General features: G+C 48.7%; 20 protein-coding genes. 18 read left to right on the top strand and 2 right to left on the bottom strand.

The features are described 5' to 3' along the window. Window positions 1-224: 224 nt before the first annotated feature. The 7 genes from C1713_RS07925 to C1713_RS07895 all read left to right on the top strand — a co-directional run bounded on the left by C1713_RS07925 (window position 225) and on the right by C1713_RS07895 (window position 4,491). Window positions 225-1,379, top strand: coding sequence for a ParM/StbA family protein (locus tag C1713_RS07925; protein ID WP_102493572.1), 1,155 nt, complete (start codon window positions 225-227; stop codon window positions 1,377-1,379). Between the two features lie 5 nt (window positions 1,380-1,384). Further along, the gene (locus tag C1713_RS07920) at window positions 1,385-1,735 is read left to right on the top strand and encodes a hypothetical protein (RefSeq protein WP_102493571.1); all 351 of its coding nucleotides are present in this window, start codon (window positions 1,385-1,387) and stop codon (window positions 1,733-1,735) included. Between the two features lie 56 nt (window positions 1,736-1,791). Next, a complete protein-coding gene (locus C1713_RS07915; protein ID WP_102493570.1) occupies window positions 1,792-2,013 on the top strand; it encodes an imidazolonepropionase in 222 nt (73 codons plus the stop codon). 52 nt (window positions 2,014-2,065) lie between these two features. Next, window positions 2,066-2,281, top strand: a complete 216-nt coding sequence (locus C1713_RS07910) for a hypothetical protein (protein ID WP_061946806.1) — start codon at window positions 2,066-2,068, stop codon at window positions 2,279-2,281. Beyond that, window positions 2,274-3,188, top strand: coding sequence for a HipA domain-containing protein (locus tag C1713_RS07905; RefSeq protein ID WP_102493568.1), 915 nt, complete (start codon window positions 2,274-2,276; stop codon window positions 3,186-3,188). The genes C1713_RS07910 and C1713_RS07905 overlap by 8 nt, the downstream gene beginning before the upstream one ends. A 182-nt stretch (window positions 3,189-3,370) precedes the next feature. Further along, window positions 3,371-3,979 carry a recombinase family protein gene (locus tag C1713_RS07900; RefSeq protein ID WP_102493567.1) on the top strand — a complete coding sequence of 203 codons (609 nt, stop codon included), beginning with the start codon at window positions 3,371-3,373 and terminating at the stop codon, window positions 3,977-3,979. Next, entirely contained in the window at window positions 3,976-4,491 is a 516-nt protein-coding gene (locus tag C1713_RS07895; RefSeq protein ID WP_102493566.1) for a hypothetical protein, read from the top strand. The genes C1713_RS07900 and C1713_RS07895 overlap by 4 nt, the downstream gene beginning before the upstream one ends. 62 nt (window positions 4,492-4,553) lie before the next feature. On the opposite strand, the gene C1713_RS07890 is transcribed toward C1713_RS07895, so the two are convergent. Together C1713_RS07890 and C1713_RS07885 are read right to left on the bottom strand one after the other, a co-directional pair. Beyond that, on the bottom strand, window positions 4,554-4,970 hold the full coding sequence (locus C1713_RS07890) for a hypothetical protein (protein WP_050343858.1): 417 nt from the start codon (window positions 4,968-4,970) through the stop codon (window positions 4,554-4,556). Window positions 4,971-5,106: 136 nt separating this feature from the next. After that, window positions 5,107-5,739: a hypothetical protein gene (locus C1713_RS07885; RefSeq protein ID WP_138774482.1), complete on the bottom strand. Its 633-nt coding sequence runs from the start codon at window positions 5,737-5,739 to the stop codon at window positions 5,107-5,109. A gap of 348 nt (window positions 5,740-6,087) precedes the next feature. Here C1713_RS07885 and C1713_RS07880 point away from each other — a divergent pair, with 348 nt between their 5' ends. The 11 genes from C1713_RS07880 (at window position 6,088) to C1713_RS07830 (ending at window position 18,127) form a co-directional block, all read left to right on the top strand. Beyond that, window positions 6,088-6,471, top strand: a complete 384-nt coding sequence (locus C1713_RS07880; RefSeq protein ID WP_102493564.1) for a hypothetical protein — start codon at window positions 6,088-6,090, stop codon at window positions 6,469-6,471. A 467-nt stretch (window positions 6,472-6,938) separates the two neighbouring features. Continuing rightward, window positions 6,939-7,784, top strand: a complete 846-nt coding sequence (locus tag C1713_RS07875) for an undecaprenyl-diphosphate phosphatase (protein WP_102493563.1) — start codon at window positions 6,939-6,941, stop codon at window positions 7,782-7,784. A 3-nt stretch (window positions 7,785-7,787) separates the two neighbouring features. After that, on the top strand, window positions 7,788-8,414 hold the full coding sequence (pth, locus tag C1713_RS07870; protein WP_102493562.1) for an aminoacyl-tRNA hydrolase: 627 nt from the start codon (window positions 7,788-7,790) through the stop codon (window positions 8,412-8,414). Then, complete coding sequence (locus C1713_RS07865; protein WP_102493561.1) at window positions 8,380-9,663, top strand: radical SAM family protein; 1,284 nt, start codon at window positions 8,380-8,382, stop codon at window positions 9,661-9,663. Before pth ends, C1713_RS07865 begins: the two co-directional genes overlap by 35 nt. A 304-nt stretch (window positions 9,664-9,967) precedes the next feature. Further along, entirely contained in the window at window positions 9,968-11,797 is a 1,830-nt protein-coding gene (gene glmS, locus C1713_RS07860) for a glutamine--fructose-6-phosphate transaminase (isomerizing) (RefSeq protein WP_102493560.1), read from the top strand. A gap of 93 nt (window positions 11,798-11,890) precedes the next feature. Continuing rightward, on the top strand, window positions 11,891-13,147 hold the full coding sequence (locus tag C1713_RS07855) for a threonine/serine exporter family protein (RefSeq protein WP_009442139.1): 1,257 nt from the start codon (window positions 11,891-11,893) through the stop codon (window positions 13,145-13,147). Between the two features lie 43 nt (window positions 13,148-13,190). Next, window positions 13,191-14,384, top strand: a complete 1,194-nt coding sequence (locus C1713_RS07850; RefSeq protein WP_102493559.1) for a multidrug effflux MFS transporter — start codon at window positions 13,191-13,193, stop codon at window positions 14,382-14,384. A 68-nt stretch (window positions 14,385-14,452) separates the two neighbouring features. After that, the gene (locus C1713_RS07845; protein WP_009442141.1) at window positions 14,453-15,130 is read left to right on the top strand and encodes a response regulator transcription factor; all 678 of its coding nucleotides are present in this window, start codon (window positions 14,453-14,455) and stop codon (window positions 15,128-15,130) included. After that, the gene (locus C1713_RS07840) at window positions 15,127-16,449 is read left to right on the top strand and encodes a sensor histidine kinase (protein ID WP_102493558.1); all 1,323 of its coding nucleotides are present in this window, start codon (window positions 15,127-15,129) and stop codon (window positions 16,447-16,449) included. The genes C1713_RS07845 and C1713_RS07840 overlap by 4 nt, the downstream gene beginning before the upstream one ends. Next, window positions 16,449-17,288: an energy-coupling factor transporter ATPase gene (locus C1713_RS07835; protein ID WP_009442143.1), complete on the top strand. Its 840-nt coding sequence runs from the start codon at window positions 16,449-16,451 to the stop codon at window positions 17,286-17,288. Before C1713_RS07840 ends, C1713_RS07835 begins: the two co-directional genes overlap by 1 nt. After that, window positions 17,273-18,127 carry an energy-coupling factor transporter ATPase gene (locus C1713_RS07830; protein WP_102493557.1) on the top strand — a complete coding sequence of 285 codons (855 nt, stop codon included), beginning with the start codon at window positions 17,273-17,275 and terminating at the stop codon, window positions 18,125-18,127. Before C1713_RS07835 ends, C1713_RS07830 begins: the two co-directional genes overlap by 16 nt. Window positions 18,128-18,196: the final 69 nt, after the last annotated feature.

Raw genomic sequence — 18,196 nt, 5'->3', positions numbered from 1 at the left:
AAAGTCGGATGTTTTGCATCCGGCTTTTGTGTTTCTCATCAAGTTCTAACAGGAAAGTAAAAAAGATAGGAATTTTTTCCATTTCCTGTCACATATACTAAATATGAAATGGATGTGAAAGATTTACGTGAACATCCGCATGTGTTTATGCGGCACATCGCATAGAAATCATATCTGTTTCTGAATGAATGGTAAGAGTATAGGAACGACGAGGAGGAACGGTCATGCAGTTTTTGGTGGCAAATGACAATGGAAACGCCGAACAGGATCTGGTGATTAACGGCCAGCGGATCAGTGCACCGAATGTTTTTGCGCGTGTCGGAAAACTGGTGAATTTGGACGAACTGAACCCGGAGTATGTGCTGAAGCACATCCACGACAACCTCATTGTCTCCGTGGAAGGAGCAATCTACTACGTCGGCGCGTATGCACTCTCGAGCGGGCAGCGGTGCCGGTCGATCACCGTCGGCGTAGATAATGACAAGGTGTCCAGCGATATTGTCTATGTGAATACGCTCGCACATATCGCCGGAGAGGCAGTCGCTGCGTGCTATCGGGAGAGCGGGGCTGTTCCTGATACGGGAGACGCGATCAAGGTGCATGTGGATATGGCGACAGCGATTCCCGTGTCCTATTACACGAAGGCAAAGGCGGCCGCATTCGCCGAGAAGTTCATGCACAAGCAGCATAAGGTTACCGTGTATGTCGGGGCAAAGGAGTATGTCGTTTTTATTCAGTTTGATTTCGTCAAGGCGATCCCCGAGGGCGTCACGGCCGCACACGCCTTTATGCATCGTCCGACACTGATTCATCAGCCCGAGAACCTTTCCGCCGGGAAGTTCAAGACGCTGCGTGTCCTTCATATCGCCATCGGTGAGGGCACGACGGAGTTTCCCATCACGACGGGAATCTCCTTTAAGCCCGACTTTATCATGGGGACGCATAACGGAAACGGCCACGCGATTGAGCGGGTGCTGGATCCCTTTAAGAGGGACTTCGGATTGCAGAGTGTGACACGGCAGGATTTCTCCCGCTATCTGCGTGATGCTTCACACAAGTATTATGATGCGGCCATGTCCTATTTCATGCTGGCACTCGAAGATGAGGCGGAGGAAATTCTGACGATGGCCGAGCAGGTCATCTCAAGAGCCAACAACGAAGTGGATGTTGTTGCTGTCTATGGAGGCGGCTCTATCCTGATGCGTGAGGCACTGGAAAAGCGACTCATGGCATTCTGCACGCGGGCGAAGATTGAGCTCGCCTACATCGACGATCCAAGCGATGCCGTGTTCCTCGAGGCAGAGGGGCTGAACGCATTTATCAACAGCCCGCTCTTTCAGCTGCTGGGCGATAAGGCGCGTAGTGGAGAGAAAGGATAACGGAAATGGCAGAGAAGAATGTGATTACAAAGTCTGTCTGCTTCCCACGGACAGCGGAATTTGAGGAGTTTGTCGCAAAACAGAAGAATTTCAGTCGGACAATGTGCATCCTGGTTCAGCAGTCCATCTTTCAGCACGGCGGTAAGATCGTTGATGTGCTGGAGGAGTATGAAAGCGTGAGCAGGGACATCGTGTTCCGACGTCAAATCAGCGCGCTCTCAAAAACAATGGAGGAGAGCGAAGGGGGACTGTTCCTCGTCGATGAAAATCCGACGATTCCTGCCGAGGAGGAGCACCGGAGGGAAGAACCAACGGCATCACAGGGAGATGACAGCATCCCCGAGGGGTACCAGTAAGAAGCTGTTGTCGCGGCATCCGCTCTGCGGTATAATTGAGGTAGGAGGCGAGGCGCATGGAGCAGTACAAATATAATCCGAGTGACTACGTTGATTATCTCTGTGAGAGCATGACGAATTTTTACGCGGCACTTCCAACGGCGAATGCTATTGACTTATCTTGTATCTGGCAACGGATTTTTTTCGACACGAAACAGGCGATGAAGGAGCGCTTTATATCTCCTGATGAACGTGATGATATCCTTGATTATTTTGGGGCGTTGATACCGGAGGATTGAGCTTTATCATGAGGCGCAATCAGGCTTATGAATCCTATAGGAGGCGATAATGATGGAGTACAAATATAATCCGGAAGACTATGAAGAGGTGCTTTGTGAATATATGACGGCATTCTACCGGGCGTATGAGGAGAAGAACCGTGCTTTCATGATTTCTGAAATGAGCCATCTTTTTTCCGAGACGAAATATGCTATGAAGGAAGGAGATATTACATCTGCTGACCGTGAGGAAATGTTGATGTATTTTGGAGGGCTGATAGATGATTGACATTACAAATGCAACATGGCGCAGCAATCGCTTTGGCGGTTCAGAACGAAAACGCACATTGATCTATGACGGGAACACCTACATGGTGAAATTTCCTGATCCCGTTCGTTCGACAAAGAAAACATCACTTAGCTATATTAACAACCAGTTTTCCGAACACATCGGATGCAGCATCTTTCGCCATCTAGGTATCCCGGCACAGGAGACATTCCTCGCAACGTGCATAGACCCTATGAATAAGATGGAAAAGATTGTTGTTGCCTGTAAGCTCTTTTGTCAAAATGGCGAAGGGAATTTGGTTGAATTCAGCAAGTTCCTTCTCAACGACACAGACAGTACCTCCCGCAGGACAACAACCGTTGAAGATGTGATGGATGTTCTCGACCATTCACCGCTGCGCCTAGATCGAGAAAAGATCAAAGACTACTTCTGGGATATGTTCGTTGTAGATGCGTTCATTGGCAACGGAGATCGTCATCTGGATAACTGGGGACTCATTGAGATGACAGATGGGACATTATCCCCTGCACCGATTTACGATTGTGGGTCATCCCTTTCACCACTTAAATCAGATAATGAAAAGGCATATTTATTGGAAAATGGAACGGCATTTAAGCGGGAAGAGTACAATCTGAACTCGGTTTATCGAATGAATAACGAGCGTGTTCTTTACCACGAAATCTTCAAGAATCCGCCGGAAGACCTGCATCGTGCGATCCAGCGCATCGTGCCGAGAATCAAGACGGCATCCGCACAGATCGACAGGCTGATTGACAGCACGGAAGGACTATCGGACATCTCCAAAGAGTATATGAAAAAGTCCCTGCTGCTCAGAAGGGAGCTGATCCTGCTTCCAGCTCTTAAAAAATGCAACAAGAGAGACGAGTCGCGGGGCTTTGCCCGGTAATATGGGGATGCAGCTGCGCACAGAAATGTGTGCAGCTTTTTCAAAAGGTATACTTTTTAGGAGAGTGGCAGCTGGCATGAAAAAGTATCTCAAAATATCATGTATATCATTTTGAAACATCTCAAAAGTAACATAGAGGTTTTGAAACAGATTGATCGAATGATGAAGGGAAGGAGGGCAAGATGAACATAGGATACATTCGTGTCTCCGACAAAAGTCAGAATCCTGATCGGCAGATTGAAAAGATGAAAGAGATCGGAATCGAGGAGCGGTTTATCTTTGTGGATCGACAGAGCGGAAAAGACTTTTCACGGCCGGCCTACCAATCCATGAAGCGGGTTCTCCGCGCAGGGGATCTGCTCTACCTGGATGCGCTTGATCGCTTGGGGCGCGATTACGACGGGATCATCGATGAGTGGAAAGATATGACACGAAACATCGGTGCCGATATTGTCGTTCTGGAGCAGGAATCACTGTTTGACAGCCGCAAGTTTCGAGAGATGGGGGAACTGGGAAAACTGATGGAAGACCAGTTTCTCAGTCTGCTCAGTTACGTTGCTGCGCAGGAGCGTAAAAAAATACGCACGCGGCAGCGGGAGGGGATTGATCTCGCACGTCGGAAAGGCGTGCGTTTTGGCCGGCCACGGGTCGAAACGACAAAGGATTTCAGAGAGACCATAGAACGATGGAGGAACGGGGAAGTGACGGCAAGGGAAGCGATGCGCATTTGCCGTATGAGCCCGTCGACCTTCTATCGCCGCGTAGAAGAATGGAAGGAAGAGTTACGATGAAGCGATTGTTGTTGTTGCTCCTCTGTATGCTGGCCTATACGCCGGCGGCGTTTGCCTCGACATGGCAGGAGGACGTGGAGGCCGTTACAAGCCATCCGGAGAAAGTCTATGAAGTGTATTGCGGAATGCCTTATGAAGACTTTGAACAGACATGGGAAAATGTACCGAACTGGAGCTGTAAGGATAAAAAGCCGCGTCGGCAGATATTTGAGAAGATCATGGAAGGAACGCCGCCGCTGCGGGAGACGTTCACCGTGCTCGGTGAACGTACGAGCGTCATACACATGGAGGTTTCCTTCCTGACTGATGACAAGAAGCTGATGGACTGGATCTTTAACTATACGCGAAACCGGTTGGCCATCAAATTTGGCAATCCGGGAGAAGTTGAAGGGTGCCAAGTCATCGACATGAATTATCCGACGTTTATCACATGGCCGGGACATCCTGTAATGCTGACACGCGGTTCCGTCGAACGGGGCGGAAAGACGTATCGGGTTACGATTATGCTTTAGCACACATAACGATGATAAATAGGGACTGCACCAACTTGGTGCAGTCCCTATTATCATCTCAATTATTCCTCGTCGTAATATTCCATAGCCCATACCTTGTACTTTTCGAATCGCGGGAGCAGTTCCTTTTCAATATGCAGTGAATCGAAGGATTCTCCATTGGAAAAGTACACGTCGGCCAGGCTCTCTTGTATCACTTGGTTGTCGCCATCAGCACGTAAAAGATCATTGATGGTTTGATTCACAGTTGTGCATAGAAGGCCATTGCGCCGCTCATAGTCTACCGTATCGAAGGATGGGATTATATGCTCCCGCGTTCCCTTCAAGTTCAATGGCGATAGTACGTAGATGTCGGCCGCCTCATGAAAACTGCTTCCGTTGGATAGACCTAAGTAGTCCGCAGCGGTGTCGTATGCCAAGATGCAGGGAGCATCCTTCAGCAGATCGCGCAGATAGTCATTATATGTGTATATTGCCATTGTCCTCATCCCTCCTTCTATGTCTTAGTCATATCTTATCGGAAAATGATGCTTGCTGTCAACGAATGAGCGTCTATAGATCACGATACATCCGCTTATTTGCCTCTTCCTCTTTTGCTGCATCAGACATGAGTGTCTATGTTTTGAGTGCAGAATTATCGTCCCGCATGGTGGCGACAAGGCTCGCATAATGTTCATTTCCAGAGACAGCCTCGGCGATAATACCGGGCCTGTCTTTTACTTTTTCCGGCGCAGCGATCTTGTAGCGTCTCACGTCGTTCCGATCTGTTTTTACCGCTTTGGCGAGCGCATCCATTTGCACTTTGGCACGGTTCATTCTTTTCGCTGCACGATCCAGCCGTGCTTTTAGTGCATCGTATCGTTTCTGATACGGCGCATTTTTCCGTATGATGCCGAGGGCGATTTCTTTGATTTTTTCCTTTCCCTGTGGGGCGTCAATCTGTGCGGGCAGACGTTTTTGCCATGCGGCCAGTTTTGCTTTCTGCTCGGCCAGTTCCTGTGCTTTTTTCGTCAGCGCATCACTTCGTTCGTCGAGTGCACGCTTGCGATCCTGATACTCCGCATAGGCATCCCGATCATCAGGAGATGGGATCGGCCGCCTTTGAAAAGCTACGATTTCCTGATCCAGTTTTGTCCGATCATTTTGCAGATAACCTTCTTTCTTCTTCCAAGCACGAAGAGCTTCTCGCAGCTTTTTGAGTCCTCCCTTTGTGTAGATATTTGCCCCCATCTGCAAGGCGCGATCCATGGAAAATCGACGACATTTGGGGGATTGGTTTCGGAAGCATCTGTGCATGAAAATGCCGAGGGAAATCCTTCTGGTAACGTGAGTCAAGCGACCACACCGGAGGAGACATTCCGTTCCGAATCTGCTGTGCAGTGACTTTGACAGAGATACGACGAGGATGGTAGTATATGGATAAGCGACAGCTTTCTATGGACGAGATACAACGCGCGTTAAAGGAACATCAGCGATGGTTGGACACAAATCATCAGTCTGGTACTCAGGCAGATTTCTCCAACTGCGATTTTCGCAGCTTCGATTTTTATTATGAGAAACGCGGGGAGCTACATGAGTTTCGTTCCATGAATTTTCGTGGAGCTGATTATGTCAGATGATGGAGGTATTACGATGCAGTATTGGGTAGATGCAAAACGATTGAATGACTTCATCACACTCCGTGGAATGACGATTGATGATGTCGAAGCGGAATGCAGTACGAAAGGACGACATGACGTTTTCCAACGTTTGGTAACAGAGGGGGGACCGACGCGTGAGTTCTTTTTGATCGGTGAGATTGGTCGGGCAATCAACGTCCCCAGTCCAGAATTTGTGAAATGCAAGATGGAAGAAGGCGATGGGACAGATGATCTTGCTGCAATAAAGAAAAAACAACTGATGCCGCTCGATTATGATGAAAGTCATTACATTGATCAGAGCATGGGCATTGAGCGTTTGAAGGAACGCGGTATAATCTGATGGATCACTAATGTGCAGGGTAGTACAAAAGATAGGTTTTTTCCTCGTTTCAAGATATAGGTATGTCTTGAAAGGAGGCTTTATCTATGCGACCTGTCTGCCAAGACTGGGGTAAAGTGATGCGGCTGCGCAAGGGGAAGTAAGGGAACTTCTGGGCATGCGCCGGTCATCCTTTGCCAATCACAAAGACGCTCTGCCTTTTTGAATACCCGCTGCATGAAAAAAGACGAGTTGTGCAAATCGCAGGGCTCGTCTTTTGACTGTAATCTCGTTGTTGGTTGATCCGTCACTACGATCTATTCTCTTCTATTTTTGCCCCTAATTTGCCCCCTAAGAGATTGAAAAAGACGTAGAATATGTGTAATATGGAGAACTGAGAGAAAAAGAGTAGGCGAAATACACAGTTTGAGATATAATGTTAAACTGCTGTAGTTTTGCTGATATGGTCGAAGGAGGATTTAAATACTGTGGAAATATCATTGGCGGAGATGCTAAAGGTCGTTATTCTGGGAATTGTTGAGGGACTCACCGAGTGGCTTCCTGTGTCCAGCACAGGGCACATGATCCTCGTTGATGAATTCATTCGACTGAATGTATCAACTGCCTTTATGGATATGTTTTTGGTGGTCATCCAGCTCGGCGCCATTCTTGCTGTTGTGGTACTGAATGCAAAGAAGCTGAATCCGTTCCTTGGAAGTAAGTCTAGAGCAGAGCGTCGTGAGACATTGGATCTATGGGGGAAGGTCATCGTTGCCTGTCTTCCTGCTGCGGTGGTCGGGCTCGCGTTCAACAAATATATGGAAGAACATTTCATGAACGCGCCTGTTGTCGCTTCCATGCTAATTCTATACGGTATTCTTTTCATCGTCGTGGAGCGTTGGAATAAACGTCGGACGCCGCGTGTCGAGAGTCTTGCCGCACTGGACTATCGTACGGCATTCATCATTGGCGTCTTTCAGGTGCTTTCTCTCGTTCCGGGGACGAGCCGCTCGGGGGCAACAATACTTGGCGGTATTATCTTTGGGGCCAGCCGCTATGTTGCAACGGAATTCACCTTCTTTCTCGCCATTCCTGTCATGTTTGGCGCATCCTTTCTGAAACTTGTCAAATTTGGCTGGCACTACACGGGAGCAGAGCTGTTTATTCTCGCCGTTGGCATGGTCACTGCATTCGTCGTGTCGATTCTCTCGATTCAGTTCCTCTTACGATACATAAAGCGCAACGACTTTACCGCGTTCGGCTGGTATCGTATTGCTCTTGGCATCTTAGTACTTGCCTATCTCTTTATGGTTGGTGATCCGACGAAGGAGTAGTGAATGAAACTTATTGCGGGGCTTGGGAATCCCGGAGCAGAGTATGCCAATACCAAGCACAATGTCGGCTTCATGCTGATCGATGCTCTGGCAGAGCATCTAAACGCTTCTGCATGGAAAGAAGATTTCTCTTCATCTGTTGCAGAAGCACGTATCGGCGGAGAAAAAATTTTCCTTGTCAAACCATTGACTTATATGAATAACAGCGGGGAAGCGATCGGGCCCATGCTTTCCTACTACAAACTGAGCAGTGAAGATTTGATCGTTGTCCACGATGATATGGATATTCCTGTTGGGACGGTACGTATTCGAAAGAAAGGGAGCTCAGGCGGCCATAACGGGATTAAATCCATCCTTTCTCATGTTGGCAGCGAGGCATTTGCTCGTGTCCGTATTGGTATCGGGCGTCCGCCAGTCGGACGGACCGTCATCAACCACGTTCTCGCTTCATTTGCACCGGAGGATCTGCCAAAGATTCGCGAGGCGATAGCATATCTTTTGCCCGCAGTGACGTGTATCGTAACGGAGGGGATAGATTTTGCAATGAACCGCTATAATCTACATAGAAAGAAGAAAGATCGTCAAGAGGGCAATCATGAAACGAACGAGAACGACGACACTTCTGCATGAGAAGAAAGATAGGATTACCGCAGTCTATGCCGACCATCACGGCAACATCTGTGAGGCAGTGAATCTGCAGGGGTTAGGTCGGGTTGGCACATCAAATGTTTTACTTCATCCCGATGAACTCATTCCGCTTCCTGACAGTGCTGATCTTATGTTTATGCCTTCGCATAAGGCAGTGGGTCTGCGTGTGGATGGATGTGAGGAAGAGATCAATGGCACTGCCGTAGCTGCCATTCTTCCACAGGGCTACACGCGAACCCATCTTCCTGCTTTTCATCGCAAAGATGATGCATCTCTACTCCCATTATATGGCTATACTGCCGTATTGTCCTATCGCGGACAGCTGTGGGTGGCTGCCGTATATACGGACGAAAATGACAAATGGGATCCATCCAACTATAATAGCACTGGACTCAAGAAGCTGGTGCGCCGCACGATGAAAGAGCTCCCCCATAACCGCATTGTAGAGCAGGTGGGGAACTGCTCGCTGAACTATCATTGTCTCACGGCACAGAACCTGTTCTACCGGCGCTGGGAATGCGGTGTGCCGACATCACCCGTCTGTAATGCCAACTGTCTCGGCTGCATATCCCTACAGAGCTCAGAATGCTGTCCGTCTCCGCAAGAACGAATTACATTCGCACCGACAGCAGATGAAATCGCTGAGGTCGGCATCTATCATCTCTCGCTCGCCCCGGATGGAATCATCAGCTTTGGACAGGGCTGTGAAGGTGAACCGTCACTTGCCGCGGATCGGATTTCTGATGGAATCCGTAAAATACGCAGCGTTACCACGCGCGGTCAAATCAATATGAACTCCAACGCCGGATATCCGGAAGGCATGAGAAAAATTGTCGATGCAGGGCTTGATTCTTTGCGTGTATCCATGATTAGCGCACGGCCTGAAAGCTACAATGCATACTATCGCGCAAGCTATCAGCTGGACTCTGTTAAGGAGTCCATCCATTATGCATTGAAACACCAAGTATATGTCTCCATCAACTTGCTGCATTTTCCGGGATTTACCGATCGCCCCGAGGAACTCCATGCGTGGCAGCAATTTTTCCGCGAGCTTCCGGTTCAGATGATTCAGATGAGAAATCTCAATATTGATCCGACACAATTTCTGCAAGTCATGCCGGGGGCGGAAGGGATGCCCGTTGGGACGAAAAATTTTATGCATCTTCTTCATGAAGAATTTCCGCAGCTCGTCATTGGGAGTTTCAGTCACTATGTTGCCAAGATGCCATGAATCAACAGTATTTTTTTGCTCGCAGATATGAACGATTGACTTATTGCGCTATATCGGATAGAATGTCCCCATGCATCATCTGATGCATGGGGGATTTCATTTATAAAAAAGAATTAATCTTAGCGCTGGCTCTGGGAAGATGTTTTCTCAGAGGACGAGGAGAAGGTTGTCGAGCCGTCAGCGGATGCCTTCCGGCATACTCTGCCGATAGGCTGTGGTCAAATCATGCGGGTGACCGCGTGGACAAAGCTGCAGTCAGAGTGAAATCCCTGAGCGATGTTTTACTCGATCAGGAGGTATTTTTATGTGTGGAATTGTTGGTTATGTCGGTGATCGTCAGGCAGCAAAGTTCCTGCTGGATGGTCTGTCCAAACTGGAGTATCGTGGTTATGACTCAGCCGGAATCGCTGTTTACGACAACGGAAGCATTCGTGTCGAGAAGAGCGTTGGACGCCTATCTGCACTTCGTGACAAGATCAAGGGAAACGTCCCCGTTGGCAACATCGGTATCGGTCATACACGTTGGGCGACGCACGGTCGTCCGTCGGATGTGAATGCACATCCCCATGTGGATTGTCACAACGATTTTGCCATTGTCCATAACGGCATTATCGAAAATTATCTTTCACTGAAGGAAGAGCTCATCGAAAAAGGTCATGTATTTAAGTCCGAAACGGATACAGAGGTAGTTGTTCATCTTCTGGAGGACGTATATCAAGGCGATTTCGTTGCAGCTGTTCGCGAGGTTCTGCGTCGTATCGAAGGGTCTTATGCTCTGGCATTTATGAGCCGCAAACACCCGGATATGCTTGTCTGCACAAAGCAGGACAACCCACTGATCATTGGCCTCGGCGAAGGGGAGAACTATATCGCCTCGGATATCCCCGCGATTATCTCCCGTACACGCCGCACCTACATCATGGGGGACGGCGAACTTGCCATTGTACACAAGGACAGTGTCGAGATCACTGACCGCAAGGGCGAGCCCGTTGCCAAGAAGGTATTTGAAGTCACATGGAATGCTGAGGCAGCAGAAAAGGGCGGCTATGAGCATTTCATGCTCAAGGAAATTCATGAACAGCCGAAAGCCGTTCGTGACACGATGAGCCAGCGTATTACGAGTGACAAAAAAAGTATTTCTTTTGAAGAACTTTCTTGGACCCCCGAGTATCTCAATTCCTTCAACAAGATCTATATTGTCGCCTGTGGTACGGCATATCATGCAGGACTCGTTGGGAAATACTATATTGAGAAAATGGCTCGCGTCATGGTCGAAGTGGATGTCGCATCAGAGTTCCGTTATCGTGACCCAATTGTCGATGACAAGACGCTGCTGATCGTTGTATCGCAGTCCGGCGAGACAAGTGACACTCTTGCAGCACTCAAGGAGTCCAAGCGTCGTGGAGCGAAGACACTTGCGATTACGAACGTGGTCGGATCCTCCATCGCACGCGAGGCAGATCAGGTCGTTTACACATGGGCAGGACCTGAGATTGCCGTCGCATCGACGAAAGCATACACAACACAGCTTGTTCTCTTCTTCATGCTTGCACTCTATATGGCAGAGATCAAGGGAATGATTGCGCCAAAGCGTACGGCGGAATTGGTAGAGCATCTGCAGGAGATTCCCTCGCAGATTTCAGAGATCTTGTCTGATGTTGATCCCATCAAGACCTTTGCCAAGCAGTACGGGTTCAATGAGGATGTTTTCTACATTGGCCGTGGTCTTGACTATTCCGTATCCCTCGAGGGAGCACTCAAACTCAAGGAGATTTCGTACATTCATGCGGAAGCCTATGCTGCGGGCGAGCTGAAGCATGGTACGCTTGCTCTGATTGTAGAAGGCGTTCCGGTCATCGCACTGGCAACCCAGCGGAATGTCTACGAGAAAACGCTCTCCAACATCAAGGAGGTCAAGGCGCGTGATGCTGTTGTTATCGGTATCGCCGCCGAAGGGGATACCGAATTGAAAAAGTACGTGGATCATGTGATGCACGTACCGGCATCCGACGAGTTCATTATGCCGATTCTCTCGGTTATCCCGCTTCAGCTGCTTGCCTACTATGCTGCAATCACACGCGGCTGCGATGTAGATAAGCCGCGGAATCTCGCAAAGTCTGTTACCGTAGAATAATATTGTACATGGTGTATGCAGCAGGACTGTGAAAACGGTTCTGCTGTTTTTCTTTGAAAAAGCGTGACATAGCAATAAAGACATGTTATAACTATGTTCATTATGATAAACGAAACAGCACGAATTAACATCAACAAGATTCTGGAACGTGCCATCGATATTGGACAGCGCATGCTCGTAACGGGTGCGGAGGTAAGCCGCGTAGAGCGAACGATCAAATTTATATGTCGCGCCTACGGAGTTCGCCATGTGGATGTCATGGTCATTACCTCCAGCATTGTTGTGACGATACGTGGGGAGGACATCGGCGTCATTACACAGATGCGTCGTGTTCCGGGCCAGAACTTTGATTTTCAGCGATTGATCGCATTAAATCAACTTTCACGAGAAATTTGTGCACGTCCCATCACTTCGGATGAAATAAAGGCGCGTATACGCGACATTGATACGATGGGTGAGATTTCTCTCAAAGCGTCTGTATTTTATTGGGCCATTATCGCGGGCAGTTTTTCTGCTTTTTTCGGTGGGCGTTTAGAAGATGCCGTATGTGCCGGGATCGTTGGTGTTTTTCTTCGGCTCATTCAATATTTGCTTGGCAGAACAAAACTGAATCCATACTGTGCCCTCGTTTTGCTTAGTTTTATCGGTGGTGTTTTTGCCAACTCATTCATGTGGATGGGGATGGATATTCATCCAGCTGCGATAAATATGGGCAACATTATGCCGGTGATCCCAGGGCTTGCCCTCATGAACTCGATTCGCGATATGTTCAGTCAGGAAACGATTTCCGGGCTGCTCAAGAGTGCAGAGGCATTTATTCTGAGCCTGCTGATCGCTACCGGCTTTGCGTTTAGTTCATCAGGAACCATCATCGCTTTTCAAACAACGTGGTGGGTCTATCTCCTCACGTCTCTCATCGGTGGATTCTTTTTTCATCTGCTTTGGCATGGGCATATCAAAGATGCCTGTGTAGGAGCTGTAGTCTGTATGATTGCCTGGGGATTCACCATCCTGTTCATAGCACTCGATTGGAATGAGTATGCCGGTTACTTTGCTGGAGCTGTATTTGCGACACTTGCCGCAGAAATTCTGGCACGTTTTTATAAATGCCCCGCAACAATTTTTTTGATCATCGGTGTTATTGCCATGGTTCCCGGTGGTTCGCTCTACCGAACAATGTTCTATGCGGTTGCTGCTGACTGGGATAAATTTGGTACGCAGGGGATAAAGACCTTTCTCTATGCGGCATCCATCGCAGCGGGAATCGTCATCGCAACTGCAATATGGGAAACGATAAAAGCATGGCTGATGAGCCGCGGAAAGAAATCAACTGCTGCAAACGCTGCTTGAAACAATTGGTACATACAGCAAACGAGGATCAGGGAGAAATACAATGGACATGAATGCGCGTACGCGGCTTTGGCTGACCATATTCCTTGGTGTTATGACGGCAATTGCACCGCTCTCAACGGATATGTATCTCCCGGCACTGCCTGAGGTGCAGGAAGCCTTTTCTGTCCCAACGTCATTGGTACAGATGACGCTTACTATGACAACGCTGGGCATGGCACTTGGACAGATTCTTGCTGGTCCATTGAGTGATCTCTGGGGACGCCGCAGGCCTCTTCTGATCGGAATGCTTGTCTTTGTCGGTGCAACGCTCGGCTGCGTACTCGCGCAGAATATATATCTTTTCCTCTTCTTTCGCTTCTTTGCCGGTTTCGCTGGGGCGAGCGGAATTGTTATCTCACGTGCAATCGCACGTGATGTTTGCGAAGGCTCAGAGCTCACACGGTTCTTTTCTGTACTCATGATGGTCAACGGATTTGCCCCCATTATTGCGCCTGTGATCGGCGGACAGATTCTTCTTTTTGCAAATTGGCGCGCCACTTTCATTTTATTGACACTCATCGGCGTAGTGCTGGCTGGTGCAACTCTCGCTTATCAAGAGACGCTCCCCAAAGAACAGCGCAGCAAGAACGTGATGGATTCTCTGAAGAAATTCCCCATCCTTTTACATGATCGTTATTTTCTCGGACATTGTCTGTTGCAGTGCTTCGTATTTGGTGGTTTCTTTTCCTACCTCTCTGGCTCTTCATTCGTCTTTCAGAATATCTATGGTGTCTCTCCACAGGGATTTAGTATGATTTTTGCCGTAATTGGAGCGGGGCTTCTCCTTGCCGGAATTTTACCGGCCCGTTTTGCCGGACGTGTGCCGGATATCGTTATGTTGAAATATGCCGTACTTGTTCCACTGATCGGGAGCAGCTTGCTTCTGATTGGATTTTTTGTTTCCGCACCGCTTCCTGTGATCTTTATTCTACTCTTTATTACCATCATACCACTCTCGGTGATGGGTGCGGCGAGCTTTTCTCTCGCGCTTTCACGACAGGGGAAAAATGCGGGCAGTGCTTCTGCATTGATCGGGTGTTTCTCGATGCTGCTGGGAGCCTGCATGATGCCTGTGGTAGGCATCGCAGGTGATTATACTGCCATTCCGATGGGAGTCATTATGCTGACTTGCTACGGGCTTGGGATGTTTGTCTTTTATCGCATGATTGCATCAGTGCACATAGCGATGCGTTAGCTCCTTTTTCAGCTATCTTTCACCCCCCTTATCTATAATTCTATTCGATATAGCAGGGAGATGGTATTATGCGTGTGCTTTTGGCAGAAGATGATCTGCGCCTTGGCAAGCTCATCCAATATATGCTTGAACAAAACGACATCAGTGTTGAGTGGGTGACAGACGGCAGTGATATTTATGCGTATGCAACCTACACAGAGTACGATATTCTGATCTTGGACTGGATGATGCCGGGCGAGTCAGGAGTCGATGCCTGTGCACGCCTGCGCCGAAACGGCTATGATCGTGCCATTCTCATGCTGACAGCACGGGACTCTGTGGAGGATCGAGTGAAGGGACTCGATGCTGGTGCGGATGATTATCTCGTAAAGCCATTCGAGTTTTCTGAGCTTTTGGCGCGCCTGCGTGCACTTGGCAGACGATCAACGCAGCGTATACAGCATGAGGTTGATGAAATCGGCGGTTTTAAGTTGAATCGTACGGCAAATATTCTCGAAAAGAATGGAAAGATCATTCAACTCTCTCCACGAGAATTTCAGCTGTTTGATCTCCTAGCACAGAATATCGGAATCGTGGTTCCGCGCGATATCATCCTCGATCGAATCTGGGGCTTGGAGGCAGACGTCAGCTCGAATAATATCGACTCCTATATGAAAATGCTGCGAAAGAAGTTAGACGCAGCGGGAGAGGGGGCCTCCATCAAAACGATACGTGGTGTCGGATATAAGCTGGAGGCACCGAATTGAGCGAACAGAATCTGTTTGGACGCAGCCGCTTGCTGTTGATGCTGCGCTATGCACTGGTTATGGGAGGGCTAGTTATTGTCCTCCTTTTTGCTATGCACAAGACGATGCAGTGGGCGATTACTTCTGAGCAGGCGCGGGAACTTTTGGATACAGCGAACAGCGTCGCAGAGTCTCAGGTGTATCATGAACTACATACGGGAACAGATGCAGATGAGGCACAGCTGTATCGCAGTACCAATGATCGTCTCTTTTATTATGTGTTTGATGATCGTGGACGTCTCATAAATTTTTCGCGTGCCTCATCCCGTATCGAATCCTTTGTCTTGGACATCGTCGGCACATGGAATCCGTCTGACCGTGAGGTACGCGTATTTACAAAGACGAGTGAGCGCGGCGTTCAGACGAAAGTGATGATGATCTCACAAACGGTATCCAGCCCCCCCATGCCAATGCAAACGGTATACGTAGGAAAAGACGTTACCGCCATGTATAATGGACTAGAAAAAGCAACATCAGCACTAGCGGCATTGGGCGTTATCGCCATCATCTTTGCCGCTGCAATCGGCTATATTCTTTCGGGTGGCGCCATGCAGCCAATCCGTGAGGCGTATGAGCGCCAACGTCAATTTGCAGCAGACGCTTCCCATGAACTGCGCACCCCTCTCGCTGTTGTCCTAGCTTCTGCTGATCTTCTTCACAGTGATCCAACAATAACATCACCATTTTTAAAACAAGTCATTGAAGATGTACGTGATGAAGTAAAAAAAATGACAAAACTCGTAAGTGATCTGCTTACAGTTGCGCGCACAGATGGACGGGCAACACAGTTCAAACCGGTACGCATGGATATCGCTGCAGCAGCCAGACAGACGGTACGCATGATGCGCCCGTTTGCCGAGAAGAAAGATATTGCGATCCAAGAGCTCCTGCCCAAACGTGCAGAGATATATGCGGATGAACAGAAAATACGTCAACTTATACTGATTCTCGTCGACAATGCAGTGAAATATACACCGGAGCATGGTCACATTGAAGTTTCCCTGAGCACAGAGGAACGCGGCACGGTATGCCTTTCTGTCACAGATTCGGGAATCGGTATTGCAAAAGAACATCAGGAACGCATCTTTGATCGATTTTATCGTGTTGATAAAGCGCGTTCGCGCCGTATGGGCGGCAATGGGCTCGGCCTCGCCATTGCACGCGAGATAGTTGAGGCACACCACGGTTCAATTACACTCAACAGCGAACTTGGCAAAGGTACGACATTCCATGTTCGCCTGAAAACAAAGTCGAAAAACATACGGGATGATAAAGACTAATGGAAGCACAATCTTTTTTTTCACTTGACCATGTGACGCATATCTATCAAGGCACGGATAACGAAAACCACGAGGCACTCCGTGATGTATCTCTGGAAATTCCGACCGGTGCGTTTATCGCTATCCTTGGCGCTAACGGCTCAGGGAAGTCTACACTAGCACGTCATCTGAATGCACTTCTTCTGCCATCATCAGGAATCTGTCTCGTCGATGGCATGGATACGCGGGACGAATCCCAATGGTGGAAGATACGCCAAAAAGTCAGTATGGTATTTCAGAATCCTGACAATCAACTGATCGCCGCTGTCGTTGAAGACGATGTAGCATTTGGCCCAGAAAACCTTGGTATTTCCCCATGCGAAATACGGACACGCGTCGAGGATTCGCTTGCATTGGTCGGGATGAGTAATCATGCGACGGATGCGCCGCATCTGCTTTCCGGAGGACAGAAGCAGCGTATTGCTATCGCGGGTGCTATCGCTATGCAAACGCAGTGTATTGTCCTGGACGAGCCCACAGCTATGCTGGACCCGCGCGGACGCTCGGAAGTTCTTTCTGCCGTGAAAAAACTGCACGAAGAGCAAGGGACAACGATCATCTATATCACGCACTTCATGGAGGAGGCAATTGCTGCGGATCGCATTATTCTGATGGATCAGGGGAAGATTGTCATGGATGGAACGCCGCATTACGTATTCTCTCACACGGAACGTATACAGCAGCTGGGACTCGATCTCCCCCTTGCTGCCGATATTGCACAACACTTGCGTCGTGCTGGAGAGCATCTATCGGAAAATATCTTAACAGACGAGGAGTTGATCCATTGTCTATCGAAATAGGTTCTGTTTCCTATACCTATATGGAGAACACACCTCTCTCCCATACAGCACTTTACGACGTTTCACTTGTCATTAACGAGGGAGAATTTACTGCAATAGCAGGGGAAACAGGCGCGGGAAAATCTACGCTTATGCAGCTGATCGGCGGGCTGATTCAGCCCACTTCCGGCACAGTCTCCGTAGATGGCGTGCCTCTTGGGAAGCGAACTCCCAAAAACAATATGAAGGATCGTTCCGCTCGCTTTCGCGTAGGCATGGTTTTTCAGTACCCTGAGCATCAGCTTTTTGAAGAAACTGTCTACGAGGATATTGCCTTTGGTCCGCACAACCAGGGCTTGTCCGAAGCCGAGGTTGAGCAACGTGTGCAAGAGTCAATGGAGCTTGTCCATCTCCCACAGATCTATCGGGAGCGTTCTCCATTTGCGCTCTCCGGAGGAGAGCGCAGACGTACGGCGATTGCCGGTGTATTGGCTCTTGCACCACGCTATCTCGTTTTGGACGAACCGGCAGCCGGTCTTGATCCACGTGGTCGCGAAGAACTATTGTCGATGCTCTCGACACTTCACCGTGAGCGCGGTATGTCCATTGTTCTCGTCTCACACAGCATGGAGGATATCCTTCGTTCTGCCGAGCGTTTAATCCTGCTGGCGAATGGTCGTGTCATCGGAGAAGGTGCTCCATGTGATATATTTCGCAATACAGAACTGTTGGAGCAAGCCTCGCTTACAGCACCGCATCTCCTGCTGCTTGGAAAGCAAATCGAAGAGATCGGCTATCCCGTCGGTCGTTGCAATACAGTAAGAGAGATGGCCGATGTAATCCTGAGAACGCAAAGATAAGCAACAAAAGTCCATTAGTGTATGATAGATGCACGAGATCTACCATACGCTAACGGACTTCGTTTTATA

The organism is Centipeda felix (genome assembly GCF_900186465.1).
In the GTDB taxonomy this organism is placed as follows: Bacteria; Bacillota; Negativicutes; order Selenomonadales; family Selenomonadaceae; genus Centipeda; species Centipeda felix.
The sequence above is the reverse complement of the archived record's forward strand: the minus strand, read 5'-3'. Positions and strand labels throughout refer to the sequence as shown.

Bases quoted from the DNA above. Each gene is read 5' to 3' on its own strand.
- C1713_RS07925 (WP_102493572.1), top strand. From the start codon at position 225: ATGCAGTTTTTGGTGGCAAATGACAATGGAAACGCCGAACAGGATCTG.
- C1713_RS07885 (WP_138774482.1), bottom strand. From the start codon at position 5,739: ATGGATCGCGCCTTGCAGATGGGGGCAAATATCTACACAAAGGGAGGA.
- C1713_RS07835 (WP_009442143.1), top strand. From the start codon at position 16,449: ATGGAAGCACAATCTTTTTTTTCACTTGACCATGTGACGCATATCTAT.
- pth (WP_102493562.1), top strand. From the start codon at position 7,788: ATGAAACTTATTGCGGGGCTTGGGAATCCCGGAGCAGAGTATGCCAAT.
- C1713_RS07900 (WP_102493567.1), top strand. From the start codon at position 3,371: ATGAACATAGGATACATTCGTGTCTCCGACAAAAGTCAGAATCCTGAT.
- C1713_RS07905 (WP_102493568.1), top strand. From the start codon at position 2,274: ATGATTGACATTACAAATGCAACATGGCGCAGCAATCGCTTTGGCGGT.
- C1713_RS07915 (WP_102493570.1), top strand. From the start codon at position 1,792: ATGGAGCAGTACAAATATAATCCGAGTGACTACGTTGATTATCTCTGT.
- C1713_RS07855 (WP_009442139.1), top strand. From the start codon at position 11,891: ATGTTCATTATGATAAACGAAACAGCACGAATTAACATCAACAAGATT.
- C1713_RS07895 (WP_102493566.1), top strand. From the start codon at position 3,976: ATGAAGCGATTGTTGTTGTTGCTCCTCTGTATGCTGGCCTATACGCCG.
- glmS (WP_102493560.1), top strand. From the start codon at position 9,968: ATGTGTGGAATTGTTGGTTATGTCGGTGATCGTCAGGCAGCAAAGTTC.
- C1713_RS07850 (WP_102493559.1), top strand. From the start codon at position 13,191: ATGGACATGAATGCGCGTACGCGGCTTTGGCTGACCATATTCCTTGGT.
- C1713_RS07910 (WP_061946806.1), top strand. From the start codon at position 2,066: ATGGAGTACAAATATAATCCGGAAGACTATGAAGAGGTGCTTTGTGAA.
- C1713_RS07865 (WP_102493561.1), top strand. From the start codon at position 8,380: ATGAAACGAACGAGAACGACGACACTTCTGCATGAGAAGAAAGATAGG.
- C1713_RS07890 (WP_050343858.1), bottom strand. From the start codon at position 4,970: ATGGCAATATACACATATAATGACTATCTGCGCGATCTGCTGAAGGAT.
- C1713_RS07845 (WP_009442141.1), top strand. From the start codon at position 14,453: ATGCGTGTGCTTTTGGCAGAAGATGATCTGCGCCTTGGCAAGCTCATC.
- C1713_RS07920 (WP_102493571.1), top strand. From the start codon at position 1,385: ATGGCAGAGAAGAATGTGATTACAAAGTCTGTCTGCTTCCCACGGACA.